This is a genomic window from Streptomyces sp. NPDC048606 (genome assembly GCF_040650855.1).
GTDB lineage: Bacteria > Actinomycetota > Actinomycetes > Streptomycetales > Streptomycetaceae > Streptomyces.
In genome coordinates this window covers 141,523-159,950 of record NZ_JBEZIB010000005.1, presented here as the reverse complement: position 1 = coordinate 159,950, position 18,428 = coordinate 141,523, and the positions used below count along the sequence as shown (strand labels likewise).

Genomic DNA, 18,428 nt, shown 5'->3' with positions numbered 1-18,428 from the left:
GCCCGCCCGCGCCCCGACCGCCCGCCCGCGCCCCGACCGCCCGCCCCGCCGCTACGGGGCCGGCGGGGTGCGCGACGCCAGCAGCAGCGCGATGTCGTCCGGCCGGTCGGTGATGGCGACCGCCTCCGCGATCAGCCGGTCGGCGGTCTCCGTCAGCGGGGACGGCCGGGCGTCGGACAGCACCGCCCGCACCCGCTCGACCCCCTCGTCGATGTCGGCGTGCGGGCTCTCCACCAGCCCGTCGGTGTACAGCGCGAGCACCTCTCCCGGCTCCGGCCACAGCTCCGTCACCGGATACCGCGCCCCCGGGTCCACCCCGAGCACCACCCCGCCCGGCAGGTCCAGCACCTCGGTCCGCCCGTCGACGTGACGCAACAACGGCTGCGGATGCCCGGCCCGTACGGCCAGGGCCCGGCCCGTCACCGGGTCGAGCAGGACGTAGCAGCAACTGGCGAACTGGCCCGGGTCCAGGTCGATCAGCAGCCGGTTCGTACCCCCCATGACCTGGTCGGGCGTCAGGCCGGTCAGCGCGAAGGCCCGTACCGCGCTGCGCAGTTGACCCATCGTCGCGGCGGCGGCCACCCCGTGCCCCTGGACGTCCCCGATGACCAGCGCCAGCGGCCCGGCGGGCGTCGCGATCACGTCGTACCAGTCGCCGCCCACGTCCATGCCCACCGTCCCGGGCAGGTACCGGCCGACGGTCGCCACGTCCCGCGACACCGGCAGCCGGTGCGGCAACAACGCCGCCTGGAGCCCCCGGGCCAACGCCGCCTCGCTGTCGTAGCGCCGGGCCCGGGCCAGCGCCTGCGCGATCAGCCCGGCCAGCGCGGTGAGCACCGTACGCTCCTCCGGGCTGAAGCCGCGCGGCTGGTCGAAGCCGAGGATGCACGAGCCCACCGGCCGGCCGGAGGCGATCAACGGCAGGAAGGCGCGGGCGCCGACGTCGGCGTCCAACGGGATCCCCGGATAGGCGGCGGCCAGGTGCTGCATCGACTCGAAGAAGATCGGCCGCCCCGTCGTCAGCGTCTCCACGCCCGGCAGCCGCACGTCCAGCGCCACCCCGTCGAAGCGGTTCAGGAAGCCCTGGGGGAACCCCGTCTCCCAGGCCAGGTGCAGGTGGCGCTCGTCGAGCAGGTAGATCGCCAGCTGACGCCCCCCGAAGGCCGGCAACAGCTCCTCGGTGACCACCGCCGACACCTGGCGCGCGGTGACCGCCTCCGTCAGCGCGATGGCCAACGCCACCGGCCGGTACAGGGCCGACGCCCGGTCGGCGGGCGATCCGAGCCCGGCGCCGGGGCGCCCCACCGACTCGGGCACGTACGCCGGTCTCTCGGTCGGCCCGAGCGTGACCGTCAGCCCGGCCGGGCCCGGGTACAGGCCCACGGACACCCAGTCCCGCCCGTCGCGTGCGCCCCGGCCGTCCCCGTCCGGCGCGCCCCGCCCGTGCCCGTCGCGCGCGCCCCGGCCGTCCGGCGGCGCGTCCCGGCGGGCGGTGAAGTGCACGGGCTCCGTGGACAGGTACACGCCCCGGAAGTGGTCCTCGTACCCCGGATGCCCCAGCCAGGGCAGCGCCTCCCACAACACCCGTCCCCGCAAGGCGTCCGCGCCCACCCCGAGCAGCTCCTCGGCGGCGGCGTTGACGAAGCCGATCCTGCCCTGCCGGTCCAGCGAGAGCACCACCTCCTCCAGCCGGTCCACCGCCTCCACCGCGTCCCCGGCCGGCGCGGTCAGGGGCACCGACACCGGATCCCGGTCCCAGGACACCGGCTCCCCGACGGCCGCCAGCGCCGCCAACTCCCCGGCCAGCTCCTCGGCGGCCGCCCGCATCCGTTCCCGATCGGCGGCGTCGACCGCCACGCCCGGCGTGGCCGCGCGCAGCACCAGCAGCACCCCGAACCGCTCCGACCCGGCCGTCACCGGCTCGTACAGCGACCCGAACGGGAAGGGCAGACCGGCCATCAGCTGCGGGAACCGGCGCATCGCCGCCTCACCGTCGGGAAGGTGCACCGCCTGGCCCGACCGGTACGCCTCCGCGACCGGGTAGGGGCGGTTCACGTGCATCCGCCACCACGGCCGGAACAAGGTGTCCGGCAGCCCCGTGATCGACGCCATCAGCAGCAGCCCCCGGGTGCCGCTGCGCAGGTACACCCCGCCCGCGTAGCCGCCGACGGCCTCCACGGCGCGTACCGCCGCACGGGCCGACACCCGGGCCGTGGCATCGGACTCCGGGCCGCCGCCGTCCGGTCTCGCCGTCACACAGTCAGCATGCCCCGGCCGGGTCGCCCAGCGCACCCCGGCCGCCCGTCCCCGGACCCCGCCGCCTCGCCCCGTACGTCGTACGCCGTACGCGCTGACCCGAACGCCTCCCCCGTGCGGGGGACGCACCGCCCGCCCGGTCCTCCCGCCGTCCCGGGCCGGGGAGGCTTCCGGCATGCGACAGCAGCACGACACGTCCACGCACCCCGCGCCCCGGGCGGCCTTCACCGCGGCCGACGCCTACACCCTGCGCACCGCCCTCGACGCCCTCGGCGGGGTCCGTGACCTCGACACCCTGGACGTGGCCTGCGGGCACGGCGCCACCGCCGCCTTCCTCGCCGACGGCGGGGCCCGCCGCACCGTCGGCGTCGACAGCTGCCCCGACCGCGTCCGCCGGGCCCGCGAACGCCACGGCCGCGCCACGGCCGGCGCAGCCGGCACCACCTCCGTCGAGTACGTCGTCGCCGACGCCGCGGCCATGCCCCAGCTCGGCCCGTTCGACCTGGCCACCGCCGTGTACCTGTTCAGCCACGCCCCCGACCGGGACTCCCTGCACGCCATGTTCCGGGGGATCCGGGCGAACCTGCGCCCCGGCGGACGCCTGCTGTCGCTGGTCCGCAACCCCGGCGCCTACCCGCACGTGGACTGGTCGCCGTACGGGATGCGGATCCTCGACCGGGTACCGGAGGGTGACGCACCCCTGCTGAGGGCCCAGTTCCTCACCGAGCCCCCGGTCCACTTCGAGTACCGCGAATGGGCGCACGCCGACTTCGCCGAAGCCGCCGTCGACGCGGGCTTCAGCACCGTCGGATGGCAGCCCAGCCGCACCCCGCCGGCGGACGCGCACCGTGACGAGGCGTACTGGACGGCGTACCGCGCCTGGCCGGTCAGCACGCTGATGACCTGCACGGCCTGACCCGGCCGTGACCGCGCGCGTGCCACGACGGGACCGGGCGGACCGGGCGGGCCGAGCGGATCGGGTGGGTCGAGCGGATCGGGCGGGGCGGGCGCGGACACCGGGACCGGTGACCCGGGGGGCCGCCCCGAAGCGGCGGCGCCCGTCACTGATCGTCCGCGGTCTCCCCGATCAGCTCCACGATCCGCTCCCGCGCCGCGCGACCCTCCGGCACCGGCATCAGCGGGTAGGCGTGCGGCAAACCCGCCTCCTCGTGCCACTCCACCTGGGCCCCCGCCGCCCGCGCCCGCAGCAACAGCTCCCGGCTGTCGGTGCTCAGCACGTCACGCGTACCCGTGAAGACGGTCAACGGGGCCAACCCCGCGAAGGAACCGTGCAACGGGCTCACCCGGGGGTCGGCCACGTCCAGCGTGCCCGCGTACAGACGACCCGCCTCGGCCAGACCCGGCCGGGCCAGCATCGGATCGGCGGCCTCGATCTCCGCCTGCCCCGGATGGGTCATGCTCACGTCCAGCCACGGGGAGATCAGCACGATCCGCGAGGGCTGGGCCCCCGTACGCTCCCGCAACCGCTGCGCGGCCGCCAGCGCCAACCCGGCGCCCGCCGAATCACCGATCAGCACCGTTCCGCCGGCGCCCCCGCTCTCGATCAACCCGCTCAACAGGTCCGCCGCCACCGGAACCGTACGATCCGCCGTCCCGCGCGGCGCCAGCACGTACGCCGGCACCACCACCCGGGCACGGGCCCGCGTCACCAACGTCCGGATCAACGACCAGTGCGGGCGCACCAACTCGTTGATGTACGCGCCACCGTGCACGTACAACACCCGCGCCACCGGCTCCTGCCCGCGCGGCGCCGCGTCGTACACCGGCCAGGCCCCGACGAAGGTCCTCGACACCTCCGCGACCCGGCCCAACGACCGCGGCGGCAGATGCGACGCCGGCCGCCGCGCGGACTCGGCCACCCGGGCCCGTACCGCCTCCGCCGTGGCGAACCGTCTTCGCCGCCCCGCCGCCGTCAGCGCGGCCGAAAGCGCCCTGCTGCGCAGACTCGGCACGCCCCTCACCTCCCCTTTTACCCGCCCCCGGGCCTCCGCCCGCAGGCCCCTGCCCCGTCACCTGAGGAGCATAGGCGTGAAGCTGGGCTGTCGACCCGCTTAAGAAAGTCTCGATGGACCGATCACCCTGCCGCTCGGCAGATTGGTGCCCGACACACCACGTCGCGCGCCCCCGCGCGCGACGCCTCCCTCCCGCACGCCTGGAGCCACCGCCATGAAGGCACTCGTCAAGCACAAGGCCGAGCCCGGGCTGTGGCTCATGGACGTCCCCGAGCCCGAGTACGGCGCCGGCGACGTGCTGATCAAGGTGCTGCGCACCGGCATCTGCGGCACCGACCTGCACATCCGTTCGTGGGACGGCTGGGCCCAGGGAGCCGTCAAGACCCCCCTCGTCCTCGGCCACGAGTTCGTCGGAGAGGTCGCCGCGGTCGGCACGGACGTCCAGGACATCGAGGTCGGCGCCCTGGTCAGCGGTGAGGGTCACCTCGTGTGCGGAAAGTGCCGCAACTGCCTCGCCGGCCGCCGCCACCTGTGCCGCAGCACCATCGGCCTCGGCGTCGGCCGCGACGGCGCCTTCGCCGAGTACGTCGTCCTGCCCGCGCAGAACGTCTGGGTGCACCGCACCGCCGTCAACCTCGACGTCGCCGCCATCTTCGACCCCTTCGGCAACGCCGTGCACACCGCGCTGTCCTTCCCGCTCGTCGGCGAGGACGTGCTGATCACCGGCGCCGGCCCGATCGGCATCATGGCCGCCGCCGTCGCCAAGCACGCCGGCGCGCGCAACGTGGTCATCACCGACGTCAGCCCCGAGCGCCTGGAGATCGCCCGCAAGGCCGGCGCCACCCTCGCGGTCAACGTCGCCGAGACCTCCATCGCCGACGCGCAGGCCCGCCTCGGCCTGCGCGAGGGCTTCGACGTCGGCCTGGAGATGTCCGGCCGCGCCGAGGCCATGCGCGACATGATCGACAACATGACGCACGGCGGCCGCATCGCCATGCTGGGCCTGCCCGCCCAGGAGTTCCCCGTCGACTGGGCGAAGGTCGTCACCTCGATGATCACCATCAAGGGCATCTACGGCCGCGAGATGTTCGAGACCTGGTACGCGATGACGGTGCTCCTGGAAGGCGGCCTCGACCTGTCCCCGGTCATCACCGGCCGCTACTCCCACCGCGACTTCGAGGCCGCCTTCGACGAGGCCGCCACCGCCCGCAGCGGCAAGATCATCCTGGACTGGACGGCGTAACCGCCCCGGATCCGACAGGTCCGGCAAGGACCGACAGACCATCTCCCCACGGCCGGGCCCCGCACACCCTCCCCCCTCCGCGGGGCCCGGCCCCCTTCCTCTTCCGCCGCACAAGGAGAAGCCGAAGCCCATGTTCGAGTCCGTACGCGAAGACCTCCGCACCACCCTCGACGAGATCCGCGCCGCGGGCCTGCACAAGCCCGAGCGCGTCATCGGCACCCCGCAGAACGCCGCCGTCGCCGTCACCGCGGGCGGCGCCCCCGGCGAGGTCCTCAACTTCTGCGCCAACAACTACCTCGGACTCGCCGACCACCCCGAGGTCGTCACCGCCGCCAAGGAAGCCCTCGACCGCTGGGGCTACGGCATGGCCTCCGTCCGCTTCATCTGCGGCACCCAGGAGGTCCACAAGGAACTGGAGGCCCGCCTGTCCTCCTTCCTCGGCCAGGAGGACACGATCCTCTACTCCTCCTGCTTCGACGCCAACGGCGGCGTCTTCGAGACCCTCCTCGGCGCCGAGGACGCGGTGATCTCCGACGCCCTCAACCACGCCTCGATCATCGACGGCATCCGCCTGTCGAAGGCCCGCCGCTTCCGCTACGCGAACCGCGACATGGCCGAGCTGGAGGCCCGCCTCAAGGAGGCCACCGACGGCGGCGCCCGCCGCAAGCTCATCGTCACCGACGGCGTCTTCTCCATGGACGGCTACGTCGCCCCCCTCACCGAGATCTGCGACCTCGCCGACCGCTACGACGCCATGGTCATGGTCGACGACTCCCACGCCGTCGGCTTCGTCGGCCCCGGCGGCCGCGGCACCCCCGAACTGCACGGCGTCATGGACCGCGTCGACATCATCACCGGCACCCTCGGCAAGGCCCTCGGCGGAGCCTCCGGCGGCTACGTCGCCGCCCGCGCCGAGATCGTCGCCCTGCTGCGCCAGCGCTCCCGCCCGTACCTCTTCTCCAACTCCCTCGCCCCCGTCATCGCCGCCGCCTCCCTCAAGGTCCTCGACCTCCTGGAGTCCGCCGGCGACCTGCGCGACCGCCTCGCCGAGAACACCAAGCTGTTCCGCACCAAGATGACCGAGGCCGGCTTCGAGATCCTGCCCGGCGACCACGCCATCGCCCCCGTCATGATCGGCGACGCCGCCGAGGCCGCCCGCATGGCCGAGCTGCTCCTGGAACGCGGCGTGTACGTGATCGGCTTCTCGTACCCCGTCGTCCCCATGGGCGCGGCACGCATCCGCGTCCAGCTCTCGGCCGCACACTCCACCGCCGACGTCGAGCGCGCCGTCGCCGCCTTCGTCGACGCCCGCGCGGCGCTGGGAACATCCGCAGGCTGAGACAATGGAGGGGTGATCGACCCCCGCCGGCTGCGCATCCTGCGGGCCGTGGCGGACCACCGTACGGTGACCGCCGCGGCCGCAGCCCTGTACCTCACCCCGTCCGCCGTCTCCCAGCAGCTCGCCGCTCTGGAACAGGAGACCGGCCACGCCCTGCTCACCCGCAGCGGCCGGGGCGTACGACTCACCGCGGCCGGTGAGATCCTGCTGGGCCACGCCCACGAGGTGCTGGCCCAACTGGAGCGCGCCGAGGCGGAACTCGCGGCGTACGCGGGCGGAACGGCCGGCGAGGTGACCGTCGCCGCCTTCGCCACCGGCATCGCCGAGGTGCTGGCCCCGGCCATCGCCCGCCTCGCCGTGGAGCACCCGGGCATCCGGCTGCGGGTGCGCGACGCGGAGGGCGACCAGAGCCTGCCGATGCTGCTGGACGGGGAGGCGGACGTCGCGCTCGCCGTCGAGTACCGAGGCGGCCCGGGCGCCGACGACGCCCGCCTGTCGGTCCTGCCGCTCTACGCGGAACCCTTCGACGCGGTCCTGCCCTCCGCGCACCGCCTCGCCGACCTTCCGGCGGTGGCGCTGGCGGACCTCTCCGATTCCGACTGGGTGGGCCAGTACCCGGGCAACCCGTGCCACGACGTGACCCTCCTGGCCTGCGAACTGGCGGGCTTCCAGCCCCGCTTCGCGCACTCCTCCGACGACTTCCGGGCCGTGACGGCCCTGGTCGGAGCGGGGGCAGGGGTGGCCCTGGTCCCGCGCTCGGCCCTGCGGGGCATGGACCTCAAGGAGGTCACGGTCCGCCCGGTCACGGGCCCGGCCGCGACCCGCCGCGTCTTCGCCGCCACGCGCCGCGGGGCCGCGTCCCACCCGCTGATCGCCCCGGTCCTGTCGGCGCTGGTGACGGAGGCGGAGCGGGTCCCGGGGCATTGAGGGGCGGGTCGGGGGTCGGGGGGCGGCACTCCCCGGGGCGGGGTCGGGGAGGTGCTGGGGGTTTCCCGTCAGTCTCATCGTCTCTCCGTGTCGTGCCGGGCCCTCAAGGGCGCTCACTTCGTTCGCGTCGCTTCGCGATGGCCTTCGGCCACCCTTGACCGCCCGTCCCGCCCCGGACATACGAAGACTGTCGGGAAACCTCCGAAAGAACGGTCACGGGGCAGGAGCAACAAAGACCCCCGCATCAGTGACCCTCGACCTCCCGGGCGAGGAGCCGCGACCGGGCGGCCCTCCTTCACAGCCCCTTTCGGGACCCCACTCCTGCCCTACCCGCACCAAAAGTCGACGAGACCATCCCACCGAACACCCAAGCGCGTCAGATCGCTACGCGCTCCTCATTTCTCGGCGTCCGCCGGCCGTCTTGGGTCGCTGTCCGCCATCTCTCCCCGTCTGTTCGTCCTGTCGTGCAGGCGGCAACGCCGGCCGACCGTCGGACGCCGAGACGTCGGGAGCACGTAGCGATCCGATGCGCGCAACCGCTTCCCGGACCTCTCTGATCGTCCTGGAGTGCAGGTATTCACCCCAGACGGCCGGTGGACGCCGAGACCAGAGGAGCGCGTAGCGATCTGACGCGCTTGGGTGCTCCGCAGGACGATCTGGTCGACTTTTGGTGCGGGTAGGCGCTGGCTCGGTCCCGAAAGGGGCTGTGAGGGCCCGGATGTCCGGTGGGCCCGTGGGGTGGGTCCTCGCTGGTCGCTGATGCGGGGGTCTTCCCCTTGTCCTGCCCCGTGGCCGTTCTTTCGGGGGTTTCCCGACAGTCTTCGTTTGTCCGGGGCGGGACGGGCGGTCAAGGGTGGCCGAAGGCCATCGCGAAGCGACGCGAACGAAGTGAGCGCCCTTGAGGGCCCGGCCCGCACCGGAGAGACGAAGAGACTGACGGGAAACCCCCAGCACATCCCTGACACTGCCCGGCTGGGGTAGCCCCCCGCCCCACCCCCGACCCCCGCCCCCCCGCCCCTCAGACCCGGATCACTTCCACCCCGGCCGCCTCGAACCCCGCCGCCAAGGGGGCCGCGAGGCCGGTGTCCGTCACCAGGGTGTGCACCGTCGAGGTGGGGCAGATGCGGGCGAAGGCGCGGATGCCGAGCTTGGTGGAGTCGGCCGCGACGACCACGCGGCGGGCCCGCGCGCACAGGAGGCTGTTCACGGCGGCCTCGTCCTCGTGGCGGGTCGCCGCGCCGTCCTGCGGGTCGAAGGCGTCGACGCCGACCACGGCCGTGTCCACGGTGAGCCGGCCCAGCGTCTCCTGGGCCAGCGGGCCGGTGAGTTCGTAGGACTGCGGGCGGGCGACCCCGCCCGACAGGACGATCTTGAACTGGGGCCGGATCACCAGTTCCCCCGCGATGTTGAGGGCGTTGGTGACGACGGTCAGGGCGGGGGAGCCCGTCGCGAGGTCCGGGCGGGCGGCCAGGGCGCGGGCGACCTCCGTGGTGGTGGTGCCCCCGGTCAGGCCGATCACCTCGCCCGGGGCGATCAGGCCCGCGACGGCCTCGCTGATGCGGTGCTTCTCGGCGGCCCGGCGGGACGTGCGGTAGCGCAGGGGGAGTTCGTAGGACACGCCGTGCGGGGCCGCCCCGCCGCGCGTGCGCACCAGGAGCTGCTGCTCGGCGAGTTGGTCGAGGTCGCGGCGGATCGTCGCGGCGGACACGCCGAGGGACGCGGCCGCCGCCTCCACCTCCAGCCCGCCCCGCTCCACCAGCAGGTCCAGCAGTCTCTGCCAGCGTTCCTTGCGGGTCATGGCACCCCTCCCGTGCGTGTTGCGGGCACGTCCGAGGCCCTGGCGTCGAGACTAACCCAGGGCGTCGACCCGTAGATGCTTGAAGTTGCGCGAAACCGCCCGCTACCTTGCAGGAACACGCACGCCGTAGGGATGTACCGCCACACACGCTCACACGCTTACGCACCCAACGCGCAGGGAGCCCGCATGAGTCACGTCGCGTACGAGTTGTCCACGCAGCCCGAGAGCTGGGAACGGGCCGCCGAACTGGCCCCGGCCCGGCGGGCGGTGTTGCCGGAGCCGGGGGAGCGGACCGCGATCGTCGGCTGCGGGACCTCGTACTACATGGCCCAGGCGGCCGCGGCGTTGCGGGAGGACGCCGGCCACGGCGAGACGGACGCCTTCCCCGCCTCGGAGTTCCCGCACCGCCGCCGCTACGACCGGGTGGTGGCGCTGACCCGGTCCGGGACCACGACCGAGGTCCTCGACCTGCTGGCCGCGCTGCGGGAGGCCGGCACCCCGACCACCGCGGTCATCGGAGACCCGGACACCCCCGTGACGGGTCTCGCCGACGACCTGGTGGTGCTGGACTTCGCCGACGAGGAGTCCGTCGTCCAGACCCGTTTCGCGACGACCGCCCTCACCCTGCTGCGCGCCCACGTGGGCGCGCACACCCCGGCGGTGGTGGCCGACGCGCGGACCGCGCTGGCCGAGCCGCTGCCGGTCGCGCCGGAGGGCCTGAGCCAGTTCACCTTCCTCGGGCGGGGTTGGAGCGTCGGGTTGGCGCACGAGGCCGCCCTCAAGATGCGCGAGGCCTCCCTGTCCTGGGCCGAGTCGTACCCGGCCATGGAGTACCGGCACGGACCGGTCAGCGTCACCGGGCCCGGTTCGGTGACGTGGTCGCTCGACGCGACGCCGGACGGGATCGCCGAGCAGGTCCTCGGCACCGGGGCCGCGTGGGTGGCCGGCGCGCTCGACCCGCTCGCCGAGCTGGTCCGGGTGCACCGGTTCGCCGTCGCGGTCGCCGCGCACCGGCGGCTCGATCCGGACGCGCCCCGCAACCTGACCCGTTCGGTGATCCTGACGCCCGGTCACACCGCCGGTCACACCGCCGGCCACGCCTCCGGCCTCGCCGCCGCCGAGGAGGCGGTCCGATGAGCCTGGCCTCCGCCGGAATCCTGGTCGCCGAAGCCGCCGCGGGCGGCCGGGCGGTCGCCGCCTTCAACATCATCACCCTGGAGCACGCCGAAGCCGTGGTCGAGGGCGCCGAGCGGGTGGGCCTGCCGGTGATCCTGCAACTCAGCGAGAACGCGGTGCGGTTCAGGGGCGGCGCCGTGCTGCCCATCGCGCGGGCGGCCGCCGCCTGCGCCGAGGCCGCGGGGGTCCCCGTGGGACTGCACCTGGACCACGTCAAGAGCCCCGACCTGTTGCGGCGGGCCGTCGACGCCGGCTTCGGTTCCGTCATGTACGACGCCGCGCACCTGCCCTACGCCGAGAACCTGGAGGCCACCCGCTCCGCCGCCGACTGGGCCCACGTCAACGGCCTGTGGATCGAGGCGGAGCTCGGCGAGGTCGGCGGGAAGAACGGCGAGGCGCCCCTGGACCCGCACGCTCCGGGGGCCCGGACCGATCCCGACGAGGCGCGCCGGTTCGTCGCCGACTCCGGGGTGGACGCCCTGGCCGTGGCCGTCGGGAGCAGTCACGCGATGACCAGCCGGACGGCCGCGCTCGACCACGCGCTCCTGGCCCGCCTGGCCAAGACCGTGGACGTGCCGCTGGTGTTGCACGGTTCCTCGGGGCTGCCGGACGCGGAGCTCGCGGCCGCCGTGGCAGGCGGCATCCGGAAGGTCAACATCGGTACGGCGCTCAACGTGGCGATGACCGACGCGATCCGCGCCCACCTCACCCCGGCCGACCCCCGCCCCTACCTCACGGCCGCCCGGACGGCCATGGCGAGCACCGCCGCGGCCATGATCACCGCCCTGGAGCGGAGCGACTAGGGGCGGGGTCCGACCGTGCGCACGCCCTTCCGGATTTTTGCAACGCGTTCTACTCTGACCGCCGCCACGCCGGCGACCGGGCCGGACCGCGACACCCTCGGAGGGGCCGTGCACCTCGAATACACGCCTGAGCAGCAGCAGTTGCGCGCCGAACTGCGCGCCTATTTCGCCGAGCTGGTCCCGGAGGACGTCTACGCCCGCTACGAGGACCCGGCGGCGCAGAAGCGCTTCTACCGGGAGACCATCCGCCGCCTCGGCGCCGACGGCTGGCTGGGCGTCGGCTGGCCCGTGGAGTACGGCGGGCGCGGGATGTCTCCCATGGACCAGTTCATCTTCTTCGACGAGGCCGCGCAGGCCGTCGTCCCGCTCCCGCTGATGGCGCTGAACACCGTCGGACCGACCATCATGCAGTTCGGCACCGAGGAGCAGAAGGCGTACTTCCTCCCGCGGATCCTCTCCGGGGAGATCGACTTCGCGATCGGCTACAGCGAGCCCGACGCCGGCACCGACCTGGCCGCGCTCAAGTGCAAGGCCGTGCGCGAGGGCGGCGAGGAGGACGGCACCTACGTCGTCAACGGCCAGAAGATCTGGACCACCAACGGCGACACCGCCGACTGGGTGTGGCTCGCCGTGCGCACCGATCCCGACGCCCCCGCGCACAAGGGCATCACCATGCTCCTGGTGCCGACCTCCGACCCGGGCTACTCCTGCACCCTCATCAACACCCTCGCCTCGCACGACACCACGGCCAGCCACTACGAGGACATCCGGGTCTCGGCGAGCCGTCGGGTCGGGCAGGAGAACAAGGGCTGGCGCCTGATCACCAACCAGTTGAACCACGAGCGGGTCACCCTCGCCGCCCACGGCACGATGGCGATCCGAGCCCTGCACGACGTCCAGCGCTGGGCCGCGCGCACCAAGCTCGCCGACGGCCGCCGGGTGATCGACCTCCCGTGGGTGCGCGGGCGCCTGGCCCGCACGCACGCCCGCCTCGACGCGATGAAGCTGCTCAACTGGCAGATGGTCAACGCCGTCCAGTCCGGCACGCTCACGCCGCAGGACGCCTCCGCCGTCAAGGTCTACGGCTCCGAGGCGCGCAGGGACGCGTACGCCTGGCTGATGGAGGTGGTCGGCTCGGCCGGTTCCCTGAAGGACGGTTCGGCGGGCGCGGTCCTGCACGGCGAACTCGAACGCGGCTACCGCAGCGCGGTGATCTTCACCTTCGGCGGCGGCAACAACGAGATCCAGCGCGAGATCATCTCCTGGATCGGCCTGGGCATGCCCCGCGTCCGCCGCTGAACCTCACCCGGGGAGCGTGGACCGGACCAGGACGAGGGAGCCGTCGTACGAGGGCCGCGTGCGCAGCCGGCCGTGGCGGGCGTCCCAGGCGCCGGAGGCGAGGTCGCGGCGCAGGCTCGCGTCGAAGCGTTCGCGGACGCCGTCGTCGACGAAGCTCCAGGCCGAACCGGCCCGGCGGGCGGCGGGGTCCAGGAGGAGTTCGGGGCGGCCGTAGTAGGCCTCGTCGAAGTCGTCGGTGCAGTCCAGGGGGATCGGCACGCTCAGCACGGTCGCCGTGCCGCCGAGGGCGGCGGCCACCTCCTCGACGGGCGGGTGGCGGCGCGCCTCGACGTCGAGGACCTCGGGGGCGTACGCGCCCAGCCAGAAGTCGCGGACCAGCTTCGGGTCGCGGGTCAGCACCACCACCGGGCCCCGGGTGACGCGGCGCATCTCGCGCAGGCCGGCGGCCGTGTCGCTCCACTCGTGGACGTCGAAGAGGGTCATCGCCCCGTCGAACTCGCCGTCGGCGAAGGGCAGCTCCTCGGCGTCGGCGCCGACGGTGAGGACCCGGCCCGCGCCGTCGAGGGCTTCGGCGACGAACCGCGCGATGCGGGTGTCGGGTCGCCGCGAGGCGAAGTGGCCGTCGTCCAGGGCGCCGTGGTGGACGTCCACGGACATGCCGTCCCGGTCGCGTGTCCGCATCGTCGTCGCCTCGCCTCGTGAGCTGTAACGGGTGGTGGTGAAAAGGATGTTACGGCCGGTGGGGGCGTGCGTACGCCGCACCGCCGGCGGTTGCCCCTCGTCACCCCGCGTCCACCGGCGGCGGGCCGTACGTCGACTTCCGCGGGGTTGGGGCTTCGACCGAAACCCTCGTGCGCGCGTACATGGATGAAACGGTCCCCCTCCCGGGTAGGCTCCGGCCGGGAGGCGGGCGATGGGCGGAACTCCGTACGAGGGCGCGGATCCGGGGCTGTACGGCCCGGGATCGGTCACCTGGCAGTGCCACGGCGACCCGGTGATGTGGATCGCCGGGATCCGCGCGCTCTACCTCCAGGCCCTGCACCCGCGCGCCGTGCGCGGGGTGGTCGCGAACTCCGACTTCCGGCGCGACGCCTGGGGTCGACTGCTGCGCACCGCCGACTTCGTGGGCACCCTCACCTACGGGACCACCGAGGCCGCCGAACGCGCCGGCGCCCGGGTTCGTGCGATCCACCGAAAGCTGTCCGCCGTCGACCCCGAGACCGGGGAGCGGTTCTCCGTGGACGACCCCGAACTCCTCATGTGGGTGCACTGCGCGCAGATCGACAGCTTCCTGCACATACTGCTGCGCTCCGGCGTTCCCCTCACCCCGGACCGGGCGGACCGCTACGTCGACGAGAACCGGGTCAACGCCCGCCTCGTCGGTCTCGATCCTGCCGACGTGCCGGCCGACACGCGGCGGCTGGAGGCCTACTTCGAGGAGGTTCTTCCCCGCCTCGCCGCCGGCGCCGACGCCCGCGCCGTCGACGACTTCCTGCGCGCCCCGCCCGTCCCCCGCCTCCTGGTCCCTGGCCGAAACCTGCTGTGGGGCCCGGTCTCCGCGCTCGCCTACGACACCCTCCCCGGCTGGGCGCATTGTCTCTACGGGCGCCCCGCGCCGCCCCCGGCGGAGGTCACCCGGCGGTTGCGCCTCACCGGTCGCGTATTGCGCAGCATTCCCGCAGGTCTACGCTGGCAACTGCCTCCAGGTCACATCTTGAAGGCGATACGCCGCATGGGCCCCGACAGCCGCCCGTCGGCGTACACACTGCGTACGTCAGCGGCCATACTGGACCGCCTGGGGAGGGCGCGGCACGACGACGGGGGCGGCTTCAAGACATGGCGGAGTCCAGACTGATCCAGGGCCGGTACCGGTCACTCGATCTGATCGGGCGCGGCGGTATGGGCGAGGTGTGGCGTGCCCGCGACGAGTCGCTCGGGCGGCAGGTCGCGGTGAAATGCCTCAAACCGATCGGGTCCGAACAGGACGCCCATTTCACCCAGGTCCTGCGCGAGCGCTTCCGGCGCGAGGCGCGGGTCGCCGCCTCGCTCCAGCACCGGGGCGTCACCGTCGTGCACGACTTCGGGGACGACAGCGCCGGCGGCGGGCCCCTCTACCTGGTCATGGAGCTGCTCGAAGGCCGCAACCTCAGCCAGCTGATGGAGGACAACGAGGCCCGTCCGCTGCCCGTCGACGTGGTCCTGGACATCGCCGAGCAGATGGCGGCCGCCCTCGGCTACACCCACGACCAGGGCGTCGTCCACCGGGACCTGAAGCCGGCCAACATCATGCGGCTCACCGACGGCACCGTGAAGATCTGCGACTTCGGCATCGCCCGCCTCGCCCACGACATCGGCTTCACCGCCAAGCTCACCGGCGGCGGCATGGCCATGGGCACCCCGCACTACATGTCGCCCGAGCAGATCGCGGGCGGTGAGGTCGACCACCGCAGCGACCTCTACTCCCTCGGCTGCGTCCTCTACGAGATCGCCACCGGAGCCCCGCCCTTCGACCTCGGAGACTCCTGGTCCGTGCTGGTCGGCCACCGCGACAGCGCCCCCGTCCCGCCGCGCGAGCACCGGCCCGAGCTGCCCGAGCACTTCGAGCGGATCGTCCTGGAACTGCTGGCCAAGCGCCCCGAGGACCGTCCCGGCGACGCCCGCCACGTGCACCGGCGCCTGGCCGAGGCGCGCTTCGGCGCGGGCGGGCCGCTCGGCGCGCACCCGCCGCTGCCCGCGTGGGCCGCCGGCATGACCGCCGGACGCAAGGCCGGCATCGACGCCCGGCCCGCGAGCGGCGCCTGGGCCGTGCTCACCGGCTCCTGGACCTCGGGCCGCACGACGACCGCCCGCCCGACCCCCGCCCGCCCGACCCCCGCACCCGCGACGGCCGGCGCCGCCGGGGCCGACCCGCGCACCACCCCGTACTCGGGCACCGGAACGTACGCGCCGGGCGCCTCCGGGGCGCAGCGGATCGTCCGTCCCGCGCCCGCCGAGGACCCCCGCCTCACCGTCGTGCACGGACTGGGCACCGTGTCGTTCGCCGGTGGGGTCGAGCGCCCCGACGCCCTCGCCGCCGGACACACCCGGGCCTTCGCCCTCAGCCGCTCCGGCCGGCCCGAGGAGGCCCTGGCCGTGTACGCGGCCGTCGCGCACGGGCGGGCGAAGGTGCTGGGCCCCGACCACGCGGACACCCTGGCCGCCCGCCAGGAGGAGGCGTACGAACTGAGCCGGCTCGGCCGCCACGGCGAGGCCCACGAGCGGTACGAGGCCGTCCTCGCCGCCCGCGTCCGCACCGCGGGTCCGCGCCACCCCGACACCCTGCGCTGTCGCCACAACCTGGCCTGCGCGCTGGGTGCCCTCGGCCGGCACGCCGAGGCGTACGCCACCGCCGCGGAGGTGGCCGCCGACCGGGCCGCCGTCCTCGGCGCCGAACACGTGGACACCCTCCACACCCGCTACGAGGCCGCCTACGCCCTCGGCCGGCTCGGCCGCTGGCAGGAGGCCCTGACCGGCTTCCGCCACGTGGCCGCCGTACGCGAACGCGTCCTCGGCCGCGACCACCCCGACGTCCTCGCCGCCCGCTACGAGACCGGCATCGCCCTCGGCCGCACCGGCCGCGCCGCCGAGGCGCTGGACCTCTTCCGGTCCCTGGTCCGCGACCGCACCCGGGCCTACGGCGCCGCGGACCCGGAGACCCTGCGCGCCCGCCACGTCCTCGGCGTGAACCTGGGCCGCCTGGAGCGGTGGGAGGAGGCCGTGGAGGAGGCCCGCGCGGTCGGCGCGGCCCGCGCCCGGGCCCTGGGCGCCGAGCACGCGGACACCCTGGTCAGCCGCCGCGAACTGGCCGTCGGGCTGGGCCGGCTGGGCCGCTGGGACGAGGCGCTGCCCATCTACCGCGACCTGTCGGGCATCCGCGAGCGCTCGCTGGGCGACGAGCACCCCGACACTGTCCTCGCCCACGCCGACGAGGCACACTGTCTGGAGCGACTGGGCCAGGTGTGTTACCAAGAGCCATGACAACCGTCACGGGCTCCCGGGGTTTCGCGCACGACGTGTACGACGCGGTGATCGTGGGGGGCGGCCACAACGGGCTGGTCGCCGCCGCGTACCTGGCCCGGGCGGGCCGTTCGGTGCTGGTCCTGGAGCGGCTCGGCCGCACCGGCGGGGCCGCCGTCTCCACCCGCCCCTTCGCCGGGGTCGACGCCCGCCTGTCGCGGTACTCCTACCTGGTCTCGCTGCTCCCCGACAAGATCGTCCGGGACCTGGGGCTGCGCTTCGAGGTCCGCCGCCGCACGGTGTCCTCGTACACGCCCTACACCCCCGCCGGCCCCGGCGGCCGGCCCGGCGGGCTGCTCGTCGGCGGCGGGGAGGCCAGGACCCGGGAGTCCTTCGCCCGACTGACCGGATCGGAGCGGGAGTACGAGAGCTGGCGGGAGTTCTACGGGGCCACCGGGCGCCTGGCCCGCAAGGTCTTCCCCACCCTCACCGAGCCCCTGCCCACCCGCGCGGAACTGCGGGCCAGGGTCGACGACGAGGACACCTGGCGGATGCTCTTCGAGGAGCCGCTCGGGCGGGCGGTGGAGGAACGCTTCGCCGACGACCTGGTGCGGGGCGTGGTCCTCACCGACGGGCTCATCGGGACGTTCGCGGACGCCCACGACCCCTCCCTGGCCCAGAACCGCTGCTTCCTTTACCACGTGATCGGCGGCGGCACCGGGGACTGGGACGTGCCCGTCGGCGGCATGGGCGCGCTCACCGACGCGCTGGCCGACGCGGCGCGCGCGGCGGGCGCCGAGATCGTCACCGGACACGAGGCGCTGCGGCTGCACCCCGACGGGACGGCGCCCGTCGAGGTCACCTTCCGTACGGCGACGGGCGAGGGCTCCGTCACGGGCCGCACCGTCCTCGTCGGCGCCTCCCCGCGGGCGCTGGCCGAACTCCTGGGCGAGGCGCCGGACGACTCCGCCCCGGCGCCCGAGGGCGCCCAGCTCAAGGTCAACATGCTGCTGCGGCGGCTGCCCCGGCTCCGCGACGCCTCGGTGGACCCCCGGGAGGCGTTCGGCGGGACCTTCCACATCGCGGAGGGGTACGAACAACTGCGCCGCGCGCACGCCGAGGCGGCGGCCGGCGAGCTGCCGTCCGCGCCGCCGTCGGAGATCTACTGCCACTCCCTGGCCGACCCCTCGATCCTCGGCCCCGACCTCGCCGCGCGGGGCTACCAGACCCTGACCCTGTTCGGACTGCACACCCCGGCGCGGCTGTTCGCCCAGGACAACCGGCAGACGCGCGAGGTGCTGCTGACGGCCACCCTCGCCCAACTGGACGCGCACCTGGCCGAACCCCTCACCGACTGCCTGGCCTTCGACGCCGACGGCCGCCCCTGCATCGAGGCCAAGACCCCGCTGGACCTGGAACGGGAACTGCGCCTGCCCGGCGGTCACATCTTCCACCGGGACCTGTCCTGGCCCTACGCGCGGGACGGCGGATCAGGTCGCTGGGGAGTCGAGACCGCGCACCCCACCGTGCTGCTGTGCGGGGCCGGAGCGGCGCGCGGCGGCGGGGTCAGCGGCGTGCCCGGGCACAACGCGGCGATGGCGGCGCTGGGGCTCTGACG

14 protein-coding genes are annotated in these 18,428 nt (G+C 74.3%); 10 read left to right on the top strand and 4 right to left on the bottom strand.

The genetic code is table 11. The annotated features are described in order from the left end of the window. Positions 1-51 precede the first annotated feature (51 nt). Positions 52-2,256 (bottom strand): SpoIIE family protein phosphatase, encoded by a 2,205-nt coding sequence (locus AB0D01_RS07810; RefSeq protein WP_363054173.1) that lies wholly within the window; start codon positions 2,254-2,256, stop codon positions 52-54. A 175-nt stretch (positions 2,257-2,431) separates the two neighbouring features. On the opposite strand from AB0D01_RS07810, the gene AB0D01_RS07805 reads away from it, so the two are divergent. Beyond that, positions 2,432-3,172, top strand: a complete 741-nt coding sequence (locus tag AB0D01_RS07805; RefSeq protein WP_363054172.1) for a class I SAM-dependent methyltransferase — start codon at positions 2,432-2,434, stop codon at positions 3,170-3,172. 145 nt (positions 3,173-3,317) lie between these two features. Here the strand turns inward: AB0D01_RS07805 and AB0D01_RS07800 are convergent, their stop codons facing one another. After that, complete coding sequence (locus AB0D01_RS07800; RefSeq protein ID WP_363054171.1) at positions 3,318-4,229, bottom strand: alpha/beta hydrolase; 912 nt, start codon at positions 4,227-4,229, stop codon at positions 3,318-3,320. A gap of 214 nt (positions 4,230-4,443) precedes the next feature. Between AB0D01_RS07800 and tdh the strand changes: the two genes are divergently transcribed. From tdh to AB0D01_RS07785, 3 genes are all read left to right on the top strand, one after another. After that, positions 4,444-5,472: an L-threonine 3-dehydrogenase gene (gene tdh, locus AB0D01_RS07795; protein WP_363054170.1), complete on the top strand. Its 1,029-nt coding sequence runs from the start codon at positions 4,444-4,446 to the stop codon at positions 5,470-5,472. A 130-nt stretch (positions 5,473-5,602) separates the two neighbouring features. Beyond that, entirely contained in the window at positions 5,603-6,811 is a 1,209-nt protein-coding gene (locus tag AB0D01_RS07790; RefSeq protein ID WP_363054169.1) for a glycine C-acetyltransferase, read from the top strand. A 12-nt stretch (positions 6,812-6,823) separates the two neighbouring features. Next, the gene (locus AB0D01_RS07785; protein ID WP_363054168.1) at positions 6,824-7,738 is read left to right on the top strand and encodes a LysR substrate-binding domain-containing protein; all 915 of its coding nucleotides are present in this window, start codon (positions 6,824-6,826) and stop codon (positions 7,736-7,738) included. Between the two features lie 1,018 nt (positions 7,739-8,756). Here AB0D01_RS07785 and AB0D01_RS07780 read toward each other — a convergent pair. Then, positions 8,757-9,536 (bottom strand): DeoR/GlpR family DNA-binding transcription regulator, encoded by a 780-nt coding sequence (locus tag AB0D01_RS07780; RefSeq protein ID WP_363054167.1) that lies wholly within the window; start codon positions 9,534-9,536, stop codon positions 8,757-8,759. A 186-nt stretch (positions 9,537-9,722) separates the two neighbouring features. Between AB0D01_RS07780 and AB0D01_RS07775 the strand changes: the two genes are divergently transcribed. The 3 genes from AB0D01_RS07775 (at position 9,723) to AB0D01_RS07765 (ending at position 12,814) form a co-directional block, all read left to right on the top strand. Beyond that, a complete protein-coding gene (locus tag AB0D01_RS07775; RefSeq protein WP_363054166.1) occupies positions 9,723-10,673 on the top strand; it encodes an SIS domain-containing protein in 951 nt (316 codons plus the stop codon). Continuing rightward, positions 10,670-11,515, top strand: coding sequence for a class II fructose-bisphosphate aldolase (locus tag AB0D01_RS07770; protein WP_363054165.1), 846 nt, complete (start codon positions 10,670-10,672; stop codon positions 11,513-11,515). The genes AB0D01_RS07775 and AB0D01_RS07770 overlap by 4 nt, the downstream gene beginning before the upstream one ends. A gap of 108 nt (positions 11,516-11,623) precedes the next feature. Continuing rightward, positions 11,624-12,814 carry an acyl-CoA dehydrogenase family protein gene (locus tag AB0D01_RS07765; protein ID WP_363054164.1) on the top strand — a complete coding sequence of 397 codons (1,191 nt, stop codon included), beginning with the start codon at positions 11,624-11,626 and terminating at the stop codon, positions 12,812-12,814. A 3-nt stretch (positions 12,815-12,817) separates the two neighbouring features. On the opposite strand, the gene AB0D01_RS07760 is transcribed toward AB0D01_RS07765, so the two are convergent. Beyond that, on the bottom strand, positions 12,818-13,495 hold the full coding sequence (locus AB0D01_RS07760; protein WP_363054163.1) for a methyltransferase domain-containing protein: 678 nt from the start codon (positions 13,493-13,495) through the stop codon (positions 12,818-12,820). A 232-nt stretch (positions 13,496-13,727) separates the two neighbouring features. On the opposite strand from AB0D01_RS07760, the gene AB0D01_RS07755 reads away from it, so the two are divergent. Genes AB0D01_RS07755 through AB0D01_RS07745 form a run of 3 tightly spaced genes read left to right on the top strand, consistent with a single transcriptional unit; the run spans position 13,728 to position 18,426 of the window. Then, positions 13,728-14,669, top strand: coding sequence for an oxygenase MpaB family protein (locus AB0D01_RS07755; protein ID WP_363054162.1), 942 nt, complete (start codon positions 13,728-13,730; stop codon positions 14,667-14,669). Further along, the gene (locus tag AB0D01_RS07750; RefSeq protein ID WP_363054161.1) at positions 14,651-16,831 is read left to right on the top strand and encodes a tetratricopeptide repeat protein; all 2,181 of its coding nucleotides are present in this window, start codon (positions 14,651-14,653) and stop codon (positions 16,829-16,831) included. Before AB0D01_RS07755 ends, AB0D01_RS07750 begins: the two co-directional genes overlap by 19 nt. Further along, on the top strand, positions 16,828-18,426 hold the full coding sequence (locus tag AB0D01_RS07745) for an NAD(P)/FAD-dependent oxidoreductase (RefSeq protein WP_363054159.1): 1,599 nt from the start codon (positions 16,828-16,830) through the stop codon (positions 18,424-18,426). The genes AB0D01_RS07750 and AB0D01_RS07745 overlap by 4 nt, the downstream gene beginning before the upstream one ends. Positions 18,427-18,428 lie beyond the last annotated feature (2 nt).